Source organism: Wolbachia endosymbiont of Ctenocephalides felis wCfeT (assembly GCF_012277295.1).
In the GTDB taxonomy this organism is placed as follows: Bacteria; Pseudomonadota; Alphaproteobacteria; order Rickettsiales; family Anaplasmataceae; genus Wolbachia.
In genome coordinates, this window is the sequence record NZ_CP051156.1 from 822,788 (window position 1) to 841,477 (window position 18,690).

Genomic DNA, 18,690 nt, shown 5'->3' on the forward strand with positions numbered 1-18,690 from the left:
ACAGTAATGCGTCACGCGCTGTAATGACACCTTTTCGAACAATGTTCATACAGTTGTGAGTGTAATTAGCAAATATTGTTGCAAAATTTCTATTAATAATATAATATTTGTTTTTTAGGAGTTCTTTGGAAACTTTTTTATAGTGTTAGGTGAAAAGATGAGCATAGGTCGAGCAGTTAAAATAACTCAATCAGTTGTTGATTTAAAATTTGAAGGTGATAAGTTACCTAAGATATTTGATGCTCTGAAAAGTAAGCAGAAATATAGAGATAAGGAACTGGTTTTAGAAGTTTCACAGCATATAGGTGATAATATAGTCCGTTGTATTGCTATGGACAGCACAGATGGCTTATCACGTGGCGATGAATTTATTGATACTGGTGCGCCAATATCAGTGCCAATTGGTCGTCCAACCTTAGGAAGAATATTTAATGTTGTTGGGGAGCTTATAGATGAACGTGGTCCATTAAGTGGAGAATGTGATTTAGAGCCGATACACAGAGCACCGCCAAGTTTTACTGAACAGAGGATACAGGAAGAAGTTTTGGTGACAGGGATAAAAGTTATTGATCTTCTTGCGCCTTACCTTAAAGGAGGAAAGATCGGCTTATTTGGTGGAGCTGGTGTTGGTAAAACAGTTCTAATAATGGAATTAATTAATAATATAGCAAAGGCACATAAAGGATTTTCTGTATTTGCTGGGGTAGGTGAAAGAACACGTGAAGGTAACGATCTTTACCATGAGATGATTACTTCAAATGTAATAGATATAGATGAACAAGAAAAATCTCAGGCTGTTTTAGTTTATGGTCAAATGAACGAACCTCCTGGAGCAAGAGCTAGAGTTGCTTTAACAGCACTAACAATGGCTGAGTATTTTCGCGATCGTGAAAATCAAGATATTTTGTTTTTTGTGGATAATATTTTCCGCTTTACTCAAGCTGGTTCTGAGATTTCTGCGTTGCTTGGGAGAATACCATCTGCGGTTGGTTATCAACCAACTCTTGCAACTGATATGGGAGGAATGCAAGAAAGAATTGCTTCAACCACTGCTGGTTCTATTACCTCTGTGCAGGCAATATATGTTCCTGCAGATGATTTAACGGATCCAGCTCCTGCAACTACGTTCTCTCACCTTGATGCAACTACAGTATTATCAAGGCAGATAGCTGAAATGGGAATATACCCTGCAGTTGATCCGCTTGATTCAACTTCTCAATCCTTATCTGTTGATATAATTGGTGAAGAACATTATAAAGTTGCTTCTGAAGTTAAGCGTATATTACAGACCTATAAGTCTTTACAGGATATTATTGCAATACTTGGAATGGATGAATTATCTGATGAAGATAAAATTATTGTTGATAGGGCGCGAAAAATTCAAAAGTTTCTTTCTCAACCTTTTCATGTTGCAGAAATATTTACTGGCATGCCTGGTAAATTTGTTTCGCTTTCTGATACTATTTCCAGCTTTAAGGGAATTGTTGAGGGTAAATATGATCACTTGCCTGAAGCTGCTTTTTATATGGTAGGAAGCATAGATGAAGTTATAAAAAAAAAGGCTGAGTCGATCAAAGCTGAAACTGCAGCAGGAACTAAAAATTAAAGTTTATGAGCACTTTTAAAGTACAACTACTTTCTCCTGATGATAAGATTTCATTTGATAAAGTAATTTCCATTTCAGTAAATGGATTGGAAGGAGAGCTTGTAATTTTAGCTAATTATTCTCCTTATATGATTTATTTATTACCTAGTGTGATTACTATTAAAATGAGTGATCAAACAGAAAGTAGGGTTATAATTGATAATGGAATATTGGAAGTTGCAGATAATAATTGCAATATTTTAGCAAACCAAATTCAGAGTTTTGATAGTTCAATTTATGATGAGGAATTACTTAAAAGCAAGAGAATTAATGCGTATATAGGATATCTTGATGATAGACAGAGATAACTTGCCGGCAAAAGATGTAGGAGTGAATATGGACAATGTTGACAAGATAATACACAAAATAATCAAAGAATTTCGTTCAGAATTATCAAATGAGGAAGTAGAAGAAGGTTTTGACGGGTTAAAAGGACTCTATTCTGATTATTTCCATAAGAATACTATAGAGCCACTTATTATCATGTACTATCAAGTGAATGGTAGTGGAGAAAGTTATTCTCTTAGTTACCGTCAGTACAATTTTGTCAAAAATCTAGAGGTTATTTTAAAGAATCAGCCGAAACTTTCTTTGAAAGAGGTTGTAGACTTTATGGAAAAAGTAATTAGCTTTGATATTAATAATTGTCATGGAATATTTGAAGCTATATTTGAGTCTCGCCCTGATGTTGAAGTAAATGACGCAATTAATTTTATAAAAGGGATTGTTGAAGATGGCTTGTACACTAAATTTCATAGCTTTCTTGGTCATACAATTTTTAAGGTAATATTAGAATTAAATTCTGAAAATTCCCTTGAGGAGGTAGGGAAACAGTTTAGTGAAATAGTTAACCCTTACTTTCTTAATGTTTCCAGTCAAGAAAATGAAAGTGCCTTGGCTAAGATATGTGTACTGTGTAGAGAAGGGAATATAAAAGACATGCTGAAATTTGAATTCAGTGATTTTGACCTAGATCAAGACAGTGCTGGAGTACTAAAAGCCTTATTGCAATATTGTATTGATCATTCCAATCAAGAAATTATAGATTATCGGTATGGTAAAGGGGTGAGTGACTTTACTTTAGATAGTGATATTGATAGTGGTGTTGATACTAGTTATGTGGAACAGGAAATGTGGGGCAACTGAGTACTGCAACTAAGTTTCTAAGCTCCAGCTTTTTCCATAATTTTTTATATAAGTAAATAGGTATCCATTCAGGTGTATGGCTTAAGAAGCAATAGCCAGTAGGTTTTGAAAAGGATTTAACTTCTTTTGCCTCCAAGTCAAGTACAATGAAATTATCCTCTCAAGAAACATATTTCCCCGTTTCGATTGTGTAAAATATGAAACTTTTCGGTAAACAACGTAATGCCGAATCTGTCGCTCAGCATAGTTGTTTGTCAGTGGAATATTTTCTGGATCGTCCAAAAATTTCCACATCATCAGATCCGATTTCATGATATTTTTTGCTACTCGAGACGCTCCAATTGCCTCGGGTAAATTTGATATATTCTTTAAGTAATATCTCGTTCGCTTGCGTAATTTTCTTGCTCTTCTTATGAACCTTAATGTGTCTATTTCATCCTTTAACAGAGCTTTTTTCAATGCAAATAATTCAGTAGCAACATTCCTTAAATAATACCCCAAAACTTTCACTTCGCTATTCCAACTATGAGACAACCTTTCAAAATCTCTTGCTAAATGTGCCCAACAGACCTGCCTTTTCTTGCTGGAAAAGTAGTTGTAAGCTGCATATCTGTCGGTCACTACTAGGTTGTTATTCTTTCCAAATTTACTATTTTCCAGGACTTTCATCCCTCTTGACTCTGTCAATTTGATCACACTTCCTATTTTGCTCGCAAACATCCAGCACCAGCCCTGTTTACCTTTGTTGTAATGGCTAGTTTCATCGATATGTAAAATTTTGCTCTTGCTTACCTCTTCCTCAATTTGCTCATATGCTTCTTGGCATTTTTCTGCCACTCTAGCCTCGCTATTTGATACACTACCGACGCTGATATCCAGGTTGAAAATGTCCTTTATAATATTTGCCACTTCTTTTTTCGAATTCTTGTAAAATCCACTTAATGCTGCAATTACTGACTTAACTCTTGGACCAAATGTGTCCGCAGTTACTCCTTCTTGTAGCTTGCTACTTTTTCTTTTTCCACATCTTTTGCAACGTCCATGCTCTAGTTGATATTCAACTACATACGGCTTGATTTCCGGCAAATCGACCTTTTGATGAGTATACGGATCTTTTGATACCGCAATTTCTCCTCCGCACTCACACGTATTGGGCAGTTCTATTTTTACCATCTCATCTGCCTCCATTTTAGGGCGGTAACTGCCTTTATGTCCAACCTGTGCTCCTACTTTCCTGTCACTTTTTGGCTTATTTTCCCTCATCTTATATAATTCTTTGGAGCTTGGTATAGATGAATTTTTTGAACTTAAGCCAAGCCTTTCTTTTAACTCAGCGTTTTCGATCCTTAGCGCTTTATTTTCTGCTTTAAGCTCTTCTATTTTTGTTTCTAACTTTTCTATAGTCTGCTTAAACTTTCGCAAAATTCTAAAAGATCAACCATATTACCTCACAGCCACTCTAGTTTACCTTTTTAGCATTCCTTGTCTACTCTTTATTTTACCGCCCGGCTGAATGGATACAATATTCAAATTAAGTGAATGGCACACACCTAAAGTGCGTGCCACGAGATATAAAAAAGCTAACGATCTGGTTCGTTAGAGGAGAGTTTATCTGAATCTTTAAGCTCTTGCTTGAGATTTTTAATACCCTTTCCCAAATCACGCATAACTTGCGGCATTTTACCTGCACCAAACAGAACTAATATTATTATTAAGACTAGAAACAATTGCCATGGTCCTAAACTCATTTACACCTCCATAAAATAAATAAAATACTCATACTTGACTTGAATCAAGTAACATATATTATATCACTTTTATTTCATAAAAGATCAAGATTTTTGCTTACTGCTTTCTCAAAGTAAATTAAATTTGCTTAACTGTACAGTTGATGAAAGATCACTAAAAAATCTTGCTAGAGTATCATCTTTGGGTTGATTATATATATCACTGGAAATTCCCGATTGAATAATTCGACCATCTCTCATCACATAAATAAAATCAGCAACTTCCAACGCCTCTTGTGGGTCATGAGTAACCATCAGCACAGGAATATTCTTTCTCCTAAAAAGAGATAATATATGCTGTCTTATCCGACGCTTTAGCAGTATATCTAAATTCGAGAATGGTTCATCTAGTAATACAACTTCAGGATTTTGTGCCATCACTCTTGCTATTGCAACTAATTGCTGCTGCCCACCTGATAGAACATTAGGGTACATATTCTCATATTTTTCTATATTTAGTAGCTGCAAAATGCTCAGCGCAATTTTATATTTTTCTGCTTTAGAAACATTTTTTACCGCAAATGTTATATTTTCTACTACTGTTTTATGAGGAAACAGTGCAGAATGCTGAAAAATCAACCCTACATTCCTATCTTCTATAGCAATCGATGTCTTATTACCTGCAACTAATCTATCATTTATAAAAATGGTTCCTGACTTTGGATTTTCTATGCCTGTAATTAACTTTAAAATCGTCGACTTACCACAACCAGAATGTCCTAATAAACAAACAACATTTCCTTTTTTAACTTCAATGTTTATGTTACTCAAGGCAAAATCGTCTTGATTATTATAAAAATAACTAATGTTGTTAACTAGCATTAATCTCTTAACTTAAACCATGTTATTTAGTATTATAATTAAGAAATGCAAAGTGTGCCATCATAAGTTTGGCAATACAGAAAAATATGGGACTATAGCTCAGTAGGATAGAGCGTTGGATTCCTAATCCGAAGGCCGTGCGTTCGAATCGCACTAGTCCCACCATTCAAGAATTTGCATAGAAACAAATTTACCAATGAAGCTACGTATCCATTCAGGTGTATGGCTTAAGAAGCAATAGCCAGTAGTTTTGAAAAGGATTTAACTTCTTTTGCCTCCAAGTCAAGTACAATGAAATTATCCTCTCAAGAAACATATTTCCCCGTTTCGATTGTGTAAAATATGAAACTTTTCGGTAAACAACGTAATGCCGAATCTGTCGCTCAGCATAGTTGTTTGTCAGTGGAATATTTTCTGGATCGTCCAAAAATTTCCACATCATCAGATCCGATTTCATGATATTTTTTGCTACTCGAGACGCTCCAATTGCCTCGGGTAAATTTGATATATTCTTTAAGTAATATCTCGTTCGCTTGCGTAATTTTCTTGCTCTTCTTATGAACCTTAATGTGTCTATTTCATCCTTTAACAGAGCTTTTTTCAATGCAAATAATTCAGTAGCAACATTCCTTAAATAATACCCCAAAACTTTCACTTCGCTATTCCAACTATGAGACAACCTTTCAAAATCTCTTGCTAAATGTGCCCAACAGACCTGCCTTTTCTTGCTGGAAAAGTAGTTGTAAGCTGCATATCTGTTGGTCACTACTAGGTTGTTATTCTTTCCAAATTTACTATTTTCCAGGACTTTCATCCCTCTTGACTCTGTCAATTTGATCACACTTCCTATTTTGCTCGCAAACATCCAGCACCAGCCCTGTTTACCTTTGTTGTAATGGCTAGTTTCATCGATATGTAAAATTTTGCTCTTGCTTACCTCTTCCTCAATTTGCTCATATGCTTCTTGGCATTTTTCTGCCACTCTAGCCTCGCTATTTGATACACTACCGACGCTGATATCCAGGTTGAAAATGTCCTTTATAATATTTGCCACTTCTTTTTTCGAATTCTTGTAAAATCCACTTAATGCTGCAATTACTGACTTAACTCTTGGACCAAATGTGTCCGCAGTTACTCCTTCTTGTAGCTTGCTACTTTTTCTTTTTCCACATCTTTTGCAACGTCCATGCTCTAGTTGATATTCAACTACATACGGCTTGATTTCCGGCAAATCGACCTTTTGATGAGTATACGGATCTTTTGATACCGCAATTTCTCCTCCGCACTCACACGTATTGGGCAGTTCTATTTTTACCATCTCATCTGCCTCCATTTTAGGGCGGTAACTGCCTTTATGTCCAACCTGTGCTCCTACTTTCCTGTCACTTTTTGGCTTATTTTCCCTCATCTTATATAATTCTTTGGAGCTTGGTATAGATGAATTTTTTGAACTTAAGCCAAGCCTTTCTTTTAACTCAGCGTTTTCGATCCTTAGCGCTTTATTTTCTGCTTTAAGCTCTTCTATTTTTGTTTCTAACTTTTCTATAGTCTGCTTAAACTTTCGCAAAATTCTAAAAGATCAACCATATTACCTCACAGCCACTCTAGTCTACCTTTTTAGCATTCCTTGTCTACTCTTTATTTTACCGCCCGGCTGAATGGATACAATGCGTGAATACCAACGTTTTGAGCATCACTCTCATGCTTGAACTCAATTTTAGCACTCTTATCTCCAAAGAATACATTCAGAACAACGTCATTACCAACAGTTTTATTAGCTGTGAATGTATTATGATCATGACCACGAAGGTCTATGTGTAATCCATCATCTTGTTGAACAATTTCACCGCTTTTTAGTTCATTACCAATAATGTCAGAAATGAATTTGTTAACTGCGTTTACGTCTTTAATGTGTGCTTCAATTCTCTCATTCGTCTTCATTTGCTTCCATGAAGAAATAAATCTTGAAACAAGGTAACCAGTAATAGTAAGTAAAACTATAATCCCAACAGGATTAGTAAATAGAGGGCTAGCAAATATGATAAAAGGTGCTAAAGATGTAGGTATAGTTGCACCTGCAGTAGCTGCTATTGCGATACCTGCTGCTAAGCAACCACCAAGTATAAGAAAACCTTCCCCAGCAGTTTTTCCTATAGGTGCAGTATTTTTCCATTTCCATATGCTTGGTGCATTTATATTATTTTGACGTGGCATAATAAACTCTCCTTAATAAAAGGTTAATAAAAATTAAATATACCTTAATAATACATGTAAGTCAATACTTTCTTAAAATTATTCCTTAATAAATATATATTTAAGTTTTCTTTCTAAATTATTGTCAGCTGTGTATAGTTAATGCATGATGCACGGCTGGCTAAATCTTGATAAACCAATAGGAATTAGCTCTGCACAGGCAGTTACTAAAATTAAAAAAATCTTTGGCATAAAAAAAGCTGGCCACTTGGGAACGCTTGACCCTTTAGCCACAGGAGTGCTACCAATTGCTCTTGGCGAAACAACAAAAACCATACCATATTTATCTTGTGACTTGAAAGCATATGATTTTACGATAAAATGGGGAGAGCAACGAACTACCGATGATTTGGATGGCGAAGTTATTAAAACTAGCACCATTAAACCAAAGTATGATCAAATAAACCAAGCTATTAAAAATTTTATTGGCACGATTGCACAAACTCCTCCACAATTTTCGGCAGTAAAAATTCACGGAGCAAGATCATACAAATTAGCAAGAAGAGGGCAAAAAGTAAATATTGAGCCTCGTTTGGTGCGCATATATGAAATAAAATTAATTTCCACAGATAATGAGAGTAATACTGCTGATTTTTCTATGGTATGCGGCAGTGGCGTGTATGTGCGATCAATTGCTCGAGATCTTGGCATTCTATTAAATTGCTTTGGGCACATTACAAGATTAAGAAGGACTATGGTAGGTGATTTTAGAGAGAGTGAGTCAGTGAAGATTGAGCAATACGATACGATGTCATCTCAGTGTTTGACACAGAACTGTACGAATGTTGCATTTTTAGGCCAATTGTCCACGAAGGAGTGTAATCCTAGTGCCCAGACACTGGAATGGCTTTGTTGCATAGCTAAAGTAAAAAGAACTGGGAGTTACTGACAAAATTCATTATAAACAGGCATTTAACCGACAAAGGAAAAATATGCCAGTCAAAATGAAAGTCAGTAACTGCTACGAATATAACAAATTTCTCCAAGAAAGAGGAAATATTTTTTATTACGTCAACGATGCCATAGAAAATTGGTACGAAAAAAGTCCCAAAATGGCCGGTAGCAACAATATTTATAGTGATAAAGTCGTAATTCTAATTCACATAATAACTTATTTGTTTAGAATAGGCCTAAGACAAACGGTGGGGTTTATAGCGGGATACCTTGAGCAAATAGGAAAAAATTTGCAAGTTATCAGCTATTCCCAGGCTTCCAGAAGATTCAAAAAGCTTAACTTAAAAATTAATGATCGAAGACATGATAAAAACAGTATGGAAAATATTGAGATCGCCATAGATAGCACTGGAATAAGCATCTACAATAATATTCCAGGCCATAGTAAGGCAAACGGTACAGATAGAAAGTACCGTGGCTATAAGCAAACAAGAAAATTGCATGTAATGCTGGAGATAGGTAGCAAAAAAGTCATAGCTGCAAAATACAGTAGTGGAGTTTATTCTGACCACTATGGAGCCTGTGATCTTATTGCAAGGGCTAATGCTAAATACAATATAAGCACACTATATGCAGACAGAGCATATAATCGAAAGAAGTTATACAAATTGTGCAATGAGCTTGGCATAAAGACAAAAATTCCTCTGCAAAACAATGCAGTGGAGCATCCAAAGCTGGATTATATGGCTGAGAGAAATTCTACAATCAAGCTCATAAAGTCATATGGTGAAGATGGTATGAAGAAGTGGAAAAAAGAGATAAATTATGGGAAGAGATCTTATATAGAAAGTTTTTTCTCGCGACTGAAGCAAACATTTGGGTTTAGTTTTAGGAACAAATCTGAGATTAACCGTGAGAAAGAAATGCTACTCAAGTGTTATTTGCTGAACAAATTTACTGAAATAGGCATGGCTAAATTTGAGATAGCTTCATGAATTTATTATGCATTGCCTCCTATCCAAAGAGCGATGCAACAAAGCCATTTTAAGTCAAGAAGAGACACTGAAGCATTGCAGAGAAAGTCTTTATTGAAAATTGTGCCAGGTGCTGAAAATACGAAAGAGGCAAAAATTGTCCTAGAAGTAGAGGGAGAAGAAGTGACTGTCGCAAAGTTTTTAGAAATTGGATATTTTTTCAAAGGTGATAATCTTTACATAAGAAACCACGTAACTGGTAGCAATACATTAATTCCAAAAGATTTTCACTTTCTCAAAGTAATTCAAACTGGCCTAAGTGAGTATAAACTAGCTTTTTGTAATCATTTGGGAAATTTATGTATCCATTCAGCCGGGCGGTAAAATAAAGAGTAGACAAGGAATGCTAAAAAGGTAAACTAGAGTGGCTGTGAGGTAATATGGTTGATCTTTTAGAATTTTGCGAAAGTTTAAGCAGACTATAGAAAAGTTAGAAACAAAAATAGAAGAGCTTAAAGCAGAAAATAAAGCGCTAAGGATCGAAAACGCTGAGTTAAAAGAAAGGCTTGGCTTAAATTCAAAAAATTCATCTATACCAAGCTCCAAAGAATTATATAAGATGAGGGAAAATAAGCCAAAAAGTGACAGGAAAGTAGGAGCACAGGTTGGACATAAAGGCAGTTACCGCCCTAAAATGGAGGCAGATGAGATGGTAAAAATAGAACTGCCCAATACGTGTGAGTGCAGAGGAGAAATTGCGGTATCAAAAGATCCGTATACTCATCAAAAGGTCGATTTGCCGGAAATCAAGCCGTATGTAGTTGAATATCAACTACAGCATGGACATTGCAAAAGATGTGGAAAAAGAAAAAGTAGCAAGCTACAAGAAGGAGTAACTGCGGACACATTTGGTCCAAGAGTTAAGTCAGTAATTGCAGCATTAAGTGGATTTTACAAGAATTCGAAAAAAGAAGTGGCAAATATTATAAAGGACATTTTCAACCTGGATATCAGCGTCGGTAGTGTATCAAATAGCGAGGCTAGAGTGGCAGAAAAATGCCAAGAAGCATATGAGCAAATTGAGGAAGAGGTAAGCAAGAGCAAAATTTTACATATCGATGAAACTAGCCATTACAACAAAGGTAAACAGGGCTGGTGCTGGATGTTTGCGAGCAAAATAGGAAGTGTGATCAAATTGACAGAGTCAAGAGGGATGAAAGTCCTGGAAAATAGTAAATTTGGAAAGAATAACAACCTAGTAGTGACCGACAGATATGCAGCTTACAACTACTTTTCCAGCAAGAAAAGGCAGGTCTGTTGGGCACATTTAGCAAGAGATTTTGAAAGGTTGTCTCATAGTTGGAATAGCGAAGTGAAAGTTTTGGGGTATTATTTAAGGAATGTTGCTACTGAATTATTTGCATTGAAAAAAGCTCTGTTAAAGGATGAAATAGACACATTAAGGTTCATAAGAAGAGCAAGAAAATTACGCAAGCGAACGAGATATTACTTAAAGAATATATCAAATTTACCCGAGGCAATTGGAGCGTCTCGAGTAGCAAAAAATATCATGAAATCGGATCTGATGATGTGGAAATTTTTGGACGATCCAGAAAATATTCCACTGACAAACAACTATGCTGAGCGACAGATTCGGCATTACGTTGTTTACCGAAAAGTTTCATATTTTACACAATCGAAACGGGGAAATATGTTTCTTGAGAGGATAATTTCATTGTACTTGACTTGGAGGCAAAAGAAGTTAAATCCTTTTCAAAACCTACTGGCTATTGCTTCTTAAGCCATACACCTGAATGGATACGCCCTGAAGGTCCTGACAATTTAAACAGAAGTTCAGTCGATCCTGTTTAGGTTGGCGTATAACAAATATTTCTTTGCTTGATCAGTTAAAACTCGCCCTCTTGATGTGCGCTTTACAAAATTAACTTTAATTAGATAAGGCTCCACTGTCTCTTCAATGTTGCCAACATCCTCTGACAGCGCAATAGATATAGTGTCAATTCCTACGGGACCTGAAGTGTTGAGTAAAAATTTTAGATAGTCCATGTCAAGTTTATTTAGCCCCATTTTATCCACACCCAATTTGAGTAGTGCGGAGTCAGCAATTTCATAGGTAATCTCTTTTTTATTTTCCACTTCAACGAAATCTCTTATTCTTCTAAGTAACCTCAAAGCAATCCTCGGAGTACCGCGTGCGCGACAAGCAATTTCCTGTGCGGCGCTGTTTTCAATTCCAGTTGAAAGAACGCTTGCTCCCCTTTTTATAATATTTACCAATTCCTCAAAAGAATAGAATTCAAGGTGTAAAGGAATGCCAAAGCGATCCCTGAGCGGTGCAGAAAGCAATCCAAGTCTGGTTGTTGCGCCAATTAGCGTAAATGGTGGTAAATCTATCTTTAAAGTACGGGTAGAAGGCCCTTCGCCAACTAAGATATCTAAACAAAAGTCTTCCATTGCAGTGTATAAAACTTCTTCAATACTACGGTTCAATCTGTGAATCTCATCGATAAACAGCACGTCTTTTGCATTTAAAGTAGTTAGCACTGCAGCCAAATCGCCGGCTTTATTTAGTAATGGACCAGAAGTTGAACGAAAACTTACCCTCAATTCCTTAGCAACAATTTGTGCTAAAGTTGTTTTGCCAAGCCCTGGAGGGCCATAAAGCAAAACATGATCTAGAGCCTCAGTTCTGGTTTGCGCAGCATTTATAAAGACTTTTAAGTTTTGTATTAAGTTTTTTTGTCCAACAAAATCATTAAGTTGCTCAGGTCTTATATTAATATTGCGTATATCTTCTGTAGATTCCCTACCGCATAATATTGACTTCATAGTGTTGAAAGCTCCTTAAGCGCTTCACGAATAATATCTTTAGTTTCCAGGTTCGGCGATTCATCTTGTATCTTTTTTATCGTGTCATAAGCTTTCATTTTTTCATATCCAAGATTAATCAGCGCTGAAACAGCATCTTCTTTTATTGGATGAAAATTATTATTCAACTCTAATTTACTCACTTTGCCGCGCAATTCAGTGATAATCCGATTTATGAGCTTTGGACCTAACCCGCTCATCTTGAGTGTGACTTTATCTTCGTTGATGATTGCTGAAAATAGCTGCTCTGGAGTTAATTTACTCAAAATTGACATTGCGGTTTTATAACTAACACCACTTATTTTAACGAGCAAACGTAAGCATGATTGCTCCTCCTTATTTATGAAACCATACAATTGAGTAACATTTTCCCTGCTATTTGCATAAGTTTCAATAAGTAGTTTGATCCTATTTTTGCTGGAACATACATTTAAAGTTTTAGTTGAAAGATAAACTATATAGCCAATATCATTCACATTTAGAATTATGTGATCACTGTGAATTTCGTCAACTATACCACTAAGAGTTCCTATCATTTTCAATGTTATGACTTGTTACAGTTTAAAAATTTCTTAATGCTAGTGTCAAAGTTATTTTTTCATTTATTAAGATTACCATAATTATTAATATGCAAGATTATTACTACTTATCTAATCCACCAGATACTTGATTATGATTGCTTTCCTCAAGATTAGAAGATGGGCCTTCATTATTAATAGAATAATCTCCAGCAACATCTCTACTATTTGACGCGAATTGTAATATAATTATGAATATCAAAAGAGTTGTTCTCACAGGGGATTGATAACTTATACCAAAAAATATAGGTATAAATATAATTGGATTAGTATCTGCGACTTTTAACCCATAGTTAGACATTTGTAGACCAAAAATTACTAGGTGAATAACATTATCTCCTTTACATTTCTCAAACTCTTTTTTATATTCAGGAGCTTTATCAGTACCTTTGTGATCTTGATACTTTTTATATGCGTCATAACATTTTTTTAATCTAAAACCATGGCTTATAGGCCTTGCAATAAATATAGATAAAGATGTAAACATAAGGTCAACACCCTTTACTATATCAGAATCTAGCAAATCAGTAATTTTTGTCGTATCCATTCAGCCGGGCGGTAAAATAAAGAGTAGACAAGGAATGCTAAAAAGGTAAACTAGAGTGGCTGTGAGGTAATATGGTTGATCTTTTAGAATTTTGCGAAAGTTTAAGCAGACTATAGAAAAGTTAGAAACAAAAATAGAAGAGCTTAAAGCAGAAAATAAAGCGCTAAGGATCGAAAACGCTGAGTTAAAAGAAAGGCTTGGCTTAAGTTCAAAAAATTCATCTATACCAAGCTCCAAAGAATTATATAAGATGAGGGAAAATAAGCCAAAAAGTGACAGGAAAGTAGGAGCACAGGTTGGACATAAAGGCAGTTACCGCCCTAAAATGGAGGCAGATGAGATGGTAAAAATAGAACTGCCCAATACGTGTGAGTGCGGAGGAGAAATTGCGGTATCAAAAGATCCGTATACTCATCAAAAGGTCGATTTGCCGGAAATCAAGCCGTATGTAGTTGAATATCAACTAGAGCATGGACGTTGCAAAAGATGTGGAAAAAGAAAAAGTAGCAAGCTACAAGAAGGAGTAACTGCGGACACATTTGGTCCAAGAGTTAAGTCAGTAATTGCAGCATTAAGTGGATTTTACAAGAATTCGAAAAAAGAAGTGGCAAATATTATAAAGGACATTTTCAACCTGGATATCAGCGTCGGTAGTGTATCAAATAGCGAGGCTAGAGTGGCAGAAAAATGCCAAGAAGCATATGAGCAAATTGAGGAAGAGGTAAGCAAGAGCAAAATTTTACATATCGATGAAACTAACCATTACAACAAAGGTAAACAGGGCTGGTGCTGGATGTTTGCGAGCAAAATAGGAAGTGTGATCAAATTGACAGAGTCAAGAGGGATGAAAGTCCTGGAAAATAGTAAATTTGGAAAGAATAACAACCTAGTAGTGACCGACAGATATGCAGCTTACAACTACTTTTCCAGCAAGAAAAGGCAGGTCTGTTGGGCACATTTAGCAAGAGATTTTGAAAGGTTGTCTCATAGTTGGAATAGCGAAGTGAAAGTTTTGGGGTATTATTTAAGGAATGTTGCTACTGAATTATTTGCATTGAAAAAAGCTCTGTTAAAGGATGAAATAGACACATTAAGGTTCATAAGAAGAGCAAGAAAATTACGCAAGCGAACGAGATATTACTTAAAGAATATATCAAATTTACCCGAGGCAATTGGAGCGTCTCGAGTAGCAAAAAATATCATGAAATCGGATCTGATGATGTGGAAATTTTTGGACGATCCAGAAAATATTCCACTGACAAACAACTATGCTGAGCGACAGATTCGGCATTACGTTGTTTACCGAAAAGTTTCATATTTTACACAATCGAAACGGGGAAATATGTTTCTTGAGAGGATAATTTCATTGTACTTGACTTGGAGGCAAAAGAAGTTAAATCTTTTTCAAAACCTACTGGCTATTGCTTCTTAAGCCATACACCTGAATGGATACGTCACATCACCAGATAGTTTTGCCATATCACCAGTCAGACCCGCATAGTCACCAGACAGTTTTGTTGCATCATCAGTTAGACCTGCTAATCCTTTCTTTAAGGCTATTATATCTTCTGTATCATGACCAGTGAAAGTTTTCCAAAAACCCATTTTTACCTCCTAGCTAATTGAATAATATATTACTTTTATTGTATACACTTGATGCTTAATTTAGTGTTAAATCAGTTGCTTGAGCTGTGAATACATTAAGATTTATGGAAATATATTAAAAATCAAGAGTGCCCGAGAGAAGACTTGAACTTCCACAACTTGAAAAGTTACTAGCACCTGAAGCTAGCGTGTCTACCAGTTCCGCCACCCGGGCTTTTTATCGTTTGCTATAACTCAGATTAAATAATATACTTAAACAATTTTTAGTTCAAAAAGAATGTCAGAAAATGTCAATCTAGACCAAATATTTTTCGCTCAAAATAATGTCAATATTAACAATGTATATAAAATAGTTGATGGTGCTTTGAGCAACAGCGATGGTGGTGAATTATTTCTAGAATTTTGCCAATCAGAATCTCTACTTTTTGATGATAACATATTAAAACATGTAGATTTAAATACTAGAAGAGGGTTTGGTTTAAGATCTTTTTGTAATGATAGCACATCTTTTGTCTGTTCTTCTGAAATCAGTGAAAAAGAAATTAGCAATGCTGCTTCCATAGTAAAAAGCCCGAATTCCTTAGGTCAAACGAATTCGATCACTTTAAGTGAAGAGGTAAAAAGTCTATATCCACGAATTAATCCAATAAATGAAATAAATTTAAGCACGAAGATTAAGCTACTGAGCGAAGTAAATAAGTATGTAAGATCTAAAAATAATTATGTAAAGCAAGTAAAGATTACTTTAAGCGGTGAATGGCAAATTGTACAGATAATAAAAGAGGATCACAGATTAAGTGACATAAGGCCACTGGTGCGCTTTAATGTCTTAGTTATTATAGAAAAAGATGGTCGAATTGAAAGAGGCTCTGCAGGGCATGGTGGAAGAGATTCTTACAATGAGTTTATTTCTGAGAAAAAGTGGAAAGATATCGCAGATCAAGCTCTAAAGCAAGCACTAGTGAACCTTGAAGCAGTTTCAACTCCAGCTGGAGAAATGACAGTAGTCCTGGGCCCTGGGTGGCCAGGAGTGTTGCTACATGAGGCTATAGGGCATGGACTTGAAGGTGATTTCAACCGCAAAAAAGTTTCAGCATTTTCAAACTCTTTGGGCAAGCAAGTAGCAGCTAGCGGTATCACAGTAGTTGATGACGGAACTTTACCTAACTTGCGTGGCTCAATCAGCATAGATGATGAAGGCACTCAATCTGGTTATAATGTTTTGATAGAAGATGGGATTCTCAAAGGATATATGCAAGACCATATGAATGCTAAGCTCATGGGTGTAAAACCAACTGGTAATGGCAGGAGAGAGAGTTATAAGGAAGTTACTATGCCACGTATGACAAATACCTATATGCTGCCCGGAAAATACACGCCAGAAGAGATGATATCAAGTGTAAAAAAGGGACTATATGCAGTAAATTTTGGTGGTGGACAAGTTGATATTACATCAGGAAAGTTCGTTTTTTCATCTTCAGAAGCTTATTTGATAGAAAATGGTAAAGTTACACAGCCAGTTAAAGGAGCAACACTGATTGGTGATGGTCCGACAGTGCTGAAGAAAGTATCTATGGTCGGCAACGACTTAAAACTGGACCCTGGTATCGGCACATGTTCCAAAGATGGGCAACATGTACCTGTCGGTGTTGGTCAACCAACACTTAAGATTGATTCAATTACTGTTGGCGGAACTGAGGTATGAGAGTATTATTTAACACTGCTTAGAATTTATATAGGCTGTATCCATTCAGGTGTATGGCTTAAGAAGCAATAGCCAGTAGGTTTTGAAAAGGATTTAACTTCTTTTGCCTCCAAGTCAAGTACAATGAAATTAGTATCCATTCAGCCGGGCGGTAAAATAAAGAGTAGACAAGGAATGCTAAAAAGGTAAACTAGAGTGGCTGTGAGGTAATATGGTTGATCTTTTAGAATTTTGCGAAAGTTTAAGCAGACTATAGAAAAGTTAGAAACAAAAATAGAAGAGCTTAAAGCAGAAAATAAAGCGCTAAGGATCGAAAACGCTGAGTTAAAAGAAAGGCTTGGCTTAAGTTCAAAAAATTCATCTATACCAAGCTCCAAAGAATTATATAAGATGAGGGAAAATAAGCCAAAAAGTGACAGGAAAGTAGGAGCACAGGTTGGACATAAAGGCAGTTACCGCCCTAAAATGGAGGCAGATGAGATGGTAAAAATAGAACTGCCCAATACGTGTGAGTGCGGAGGAGAAATTGCGGTATCAAAAGATCCGTATACTCATCAAAAGGTCGATTTGCCGGAAATCAAGCCGTATGTAGTTGAATATCAACTAGAGCATGGACGTTGCAAAAGATGTGGAAAAAGAAAAAGTAGCAAGCTACAAGAAGGAGTAACTGCGGACACATTTGGTCCAAGAGTTAAGTCAGTAATTACAGCATTAAGTGGATTTTACAAGAATTCGAAAAAAGAAGTGGCAAATATTATAAAGGACATTTTCAACCTGGATATCAGCGGGCTTTGTTGCATAGCTAAAGTAAAAAGAACTGGCAGTTACTGACAAAATTCATTATAAATAGGCATTTAACCGACAAAGGAAAAATATGCCAGTCAAAATGAAAGTCAGTAACTGCTACGAATATAACAAATTTCTCCAAGAAAGAGGAAATATTTTTTATTACGTCAACGATGCCATAGAAAATTGGTACGAAAAAAGTCCCAAAATGGCCGGTGGCAACAATATTTATAGTGATAAAGTCGTAATTCTAATTCACATAATAACTTATTTGTTTAGAATAGGCCTAAGACAAACGGTGGGGTTTATAGCGGGATACCTTGAGCAAATAGGAAAAAATTTGCAAGTTATCAGCTATTCCCAGGCTTCCAGAAGATTCAAAAAGCTTAACTTAAAAATTAATGATCGAAGACATGATAAAAACAGTATGGAAAATATTGAGATCGCCATAGATAGCACTGGAATAAGCATCTACAATAATATTCCAGGCCATAGTAAGGCAAACGGTACAGATAGAAAGTACCGTGGCTATAAGCAAACAAGAAAATTGCATGTAATGCTGGAGATAGGTAGCAAAAAAGTCATAGCTGCAAAATACAGTAGTGGAGTTTATTCTGACCACTATGGAGCCTGTGATCTTATTGCAAGGGCTAATGCTAAATACAATATAAGCACACTATATGCAGACAGAGCATATAATCGAAAGAAGTTATACAAATTGTGCAATGAGCTTGGCATAAAGACAAAAATTCCTCTGCAAAACAATGCAGTGGAGCATCCAAAGCTGGATTATATGGCTGAGAGAAATTCTACAATCAAGCTCATAAAGTCATATGGTGAAGATGGTATGAAGAAGTGGAAAAAAGAGATAAATTATGGGAAGAGATCTTATATAGAAAGTTTTTTCTCGCGACTGAAGCAAACATTTGGGTTTAGTTTTAGGAACAAATCTGAGATTAACCGTGAGAAAGAAATGCTACTCAAGTGTTATTTGCTGAACAAATTTACTGAAATAGGCATGGCTAAATTTGAGATAGCTTCATGAATTTATTATGCATT

The 18,690-nt window shown here is 35.8% G+C and carries 15 protein-coding genes, 2 tRNA genes and 5 pseudogenes; 12 read left to right on the forward strand and 10 right to left on the reverse strand.

Going from position 1 to position 18,690, the window contains the following annotated elements; all coding sequences use genetic code 11:
• Positions 1–157: 157 nt before the first annotated feature.
• From atpD to HF197_RS04000, 3 genes are read left to right on the forward strand one after another with little or no spacing between them, the layout of a single operon-like run.
• On the forward strand, positions 158–1,606 hold the full coding sequence (atpD, locus tag HF197_RS03990; protein ID WP_168464890.1) for a F0F1 ATP synthase subunit beta: 1,449 nt from the start codon (positions 158–160) through the stop codon (positions 1,604–1,606).
• A gap of 5 nt (positions 1,607–1,611) precedes the next feature.
• The gene (locus HF197_RS03995) at positions 1,612–1,953 is read left to right on the forward strand and encodes a F0F1 ATP synthase subunit delta/epsilon (RefSeq protein ID WP_168464362.1); all 342 of its coding nucleotides are present in this window, start codon (positions 1,612–1,614) and stop codon (positions 1,951–1,953) included.
• A 1-nt stretch (position 1,954) separates the two neighbouring features.
• Positions 1,955–2,791, forward strand: coding sequence for a hypothetical protein (locus HF197_RS04000; RefSeq protein ID WP_168464363.1), 837 nt, complete (start codon positions 1,955–1,957; stop codon positions 2,789–2,791).
• An 81-nt stretch (positions 2,792–2,872) separates the two neighbouring features.
• Here HF197_RS04000 and tnpC (HF197_RS04005) read toward each other — a convergent pair.
• From tnpC (HF197_RS04005) to HF197_RS04015, 3 genes and pseudogenes are all read right to left on the reverse strand, one after another.
• Positions 2,873–4,233: pseudogene (gene tnpC / locus HF197_RS04005) on the reverse strand (IS66 family transposase).
• A gap of 138 nt (positions 4,234–4,371) precedes the next feature.
• The gene (gene tatA, locus HF197_RS04010) at positions 4,372–4,539 is read right to left on the reverse strand and encodes a twin-arginine translocase TatA (RefSeq protein WP_168464364.1); all 168 of its coding nucleotides are present in this window, start codon (positions 4,537–4,539) and stop codon (positions 4,372–4,374) included.
• Between the two features lie 108 nt (positions 4,540–4,647).
• Positions 4,648–5,400, reverse strand: a complete 753-nt coding sequence (locus HF197_RS04015; protein WP_168464365.1) for an ABC transporter ATP-binding protein — start codon at positions 5,398–5,400, stop codon at positions 4,648–4,650.
• Between the two features lie 88 nt (positions 5,401–5,488).
• Between HF197_RS04015 and HF197_RS04020 the strand changes: the two genes are divergently transcribed.
• Positions 5,489–5,565: transfer RNA gene (locus HF197_RS04020), tRNA-Arg, on the forward strand.
• 49 nt (positions 5,566–5,614) lie between these two features.
• Here HF197_RS04020 and tnpC (HF197_RS04025) read toward each other — a convergent pair.
• Positions 5,615–6,987: pseudogene (tnpC, locus tag HF197_RS04025) on the reverse strand (IS66 family transposase).
• 51 nt (positions 6,988–7,038) lie between these two features.
• Positions 7,039–7,614 carry a hypothetical protein gene (locus tag HF197_RS04030; RefSeq protein WP_168464366.1) on the reverse strand — a complete coding sequence of 192 codons (576 nt, stop codon included), beginning with the start codon at positions 7,612–7,614 and terminating at the stop codon, positions 7,039–7,041.
• A gap of 145 nt (positions 7,615–7,759) precedes the next feature.
• Between HF197_RS04030 and truB the strand changes: the two genes are divergently transcribed.
• From truB to tnpC (HF197_RS04050), 4 genes and pseudogenes are all read left to right on the forward strand, one after another.
• Entirely contained in the window at positions 7,760–8,542 is a 783-nt protein-coding gene (truB, locus tag HF197_RS04035) for a tRNA pseudouridine(55) synthase TruB (RefSeq protein WP_168464367.1), read from the forward strand.
• A gap of 43 nt (positions 8,543–8,585) precedes the next feature.
• The gene (locus HF197_RS04040) at positions 8,586–9,542 is read left to right on the forward strand and encodes an IS5 family transposase (protein ID WP_168463866.1); all 957 of its coding nucleotides are present in this window, start codon (positions 8,586–8,588) and stop codon (positions 9,540–9,542) included.
• A 33-nt stretch (positions 9,543–9,575) separates the two neighbouring features.
• Entirely contained in the window at positions 9,576–9,905 is a 330-nt protein-coding gene (locus tag HF197_RS04045; protein WP_168464051.1) for a hypothetical protein, read from the forward strand.
• A 56-nt stretch (positions 9,906–9,961) separates the two neighbouring features.
• Positions 9,962–11,322: pseudogene (tnpC, locus tag HF197_RS04050) on the forward strand (IS66 family transposase).
• Between the two features lie 53 nt (positions 11,323–11,375).
• Here the strand turns inward: tnpC (HF197_RS04050) and ruvB are convergent.
• The 3 genes from ruvB to HF197_RS04065 all read right to left on the reverse strand — a co-directional run bounded on the left by ruvB (position 11,376) and on the right by HF197_RS04065 (position 13,535).
• Positions 11,376–12,371 (reverse strand): Holliday junction branch migration DNA helicase RuvB, encoded by a 996-nt coding sequence (ruvB, locus tag HF197_RS04055; protein ID WP_168464368.1) that lies wholly within the window; start codon positions 12,369–12,371, stop codon positions 11,376–11,378.
• A complete protein-coding gene (gene ruvA, locus HF197_RS04060; protein ID WP_168464369.1) occupies positions 12,368–12,946 on the reverse strand; it encodes a Holliday junction branch migration protein RuvA in 579 nt (192 codons plus the stop codon). The genes ruvB and ruvA overlap by 4 nt, the downstream gene beginning before the upstream one ends.
• A gap of 106 nt (positions 12,947–13,052) precedes the next feature.
• Positions 13,053–13,535: a hypothetical protein gene (locus tag HF197_RS04065; RefSeq protein ID WP_168464370.1), complete on the reverse strand. Its 483-nt coding sequence runs from the start codon at positions 13,533–13,535 to the stop codon at positions 13,053–13,055.
• Between the two features lie 71 nt (positions 13,536–13,606).
• On the opposite strand from HF197_RS04065, the pseudogene tnpC (HF197_RS04070) reads away from it, so the two are divergent.
• Positions 13,607–14,967: pseudogene (gene tnpC / locus HF197_RS04070) on the forward strand (IS66 family transposase).
• On the opposite strand, the gene HF197_RS04075 reads toward tnpC (HF197_RS04070), so the two are convergent.
• Positions 14,964–15,140 (reverse strand): hypothetical protein, encoded by a 177-nt coding sequence (locus HF197_RS04075; RefSeq protein WP_168464371.1) that lies wholly within the window; start codon positions 15,138–15,140, stop codon positions 14,964–14,966. The pseudogene tnpC (HF197_RS04070) and the gene HF197_RS04075 sit on opposite strands and share 4 nt — an antisense overlap.
• Positions 15,141–15,269: 129 nt before the next feature.
• A tRNA-Leu gene (locus HF197_RS04080) sits at positions 15,270–15,354 on the reverse strand.
• 63 nt (positions 15,355–15,417) lie between these two features.
• Between HF197_RS04080 and tldD the strand changes: the two genes are divergently transcribed.
• The 3 genes and pseudogenes from tldD to HF197_RS04095 all read left to right on the forward strand — a co-directional run bounded on the left by tldD (position 15,418) and on the right by HF197_RS04095 (position 18,676).
• Positions 15,418–16,845 (forward strand): metalloprotease TldD, encoded by a 1,428-nt coding sequence (gene tldD, locus HF197_RS04085; protein WP_168464372.1) that lies wholly within the window; start codon positions 15,418–15,420, stop codon positions 16,843–16,845.
• A gap of 211 nt (positions 16,846–17,056) precedes the next feature.
• Positions 17,057–17,631: pseudogene (locus tag HF197_RS04090) on the forward strand (DUF6444 domain-containing protein); the annotation flags it as partial.
• Between the two features lie 88 nt (positions 17,632–17,719).
• Positions 17,720–18,676, forward strand: a complete 957-nt coding sequence (locus HF197_RS04095) for an IS5 family transposase (protein ID WP_168463922.1) — start codon at positions 17,720–17,722, stop codon at positions 18,674–18,676.
• The last annotated feature ends 14 nt before the right edge of the window (positions 18,677–18,690 follow it).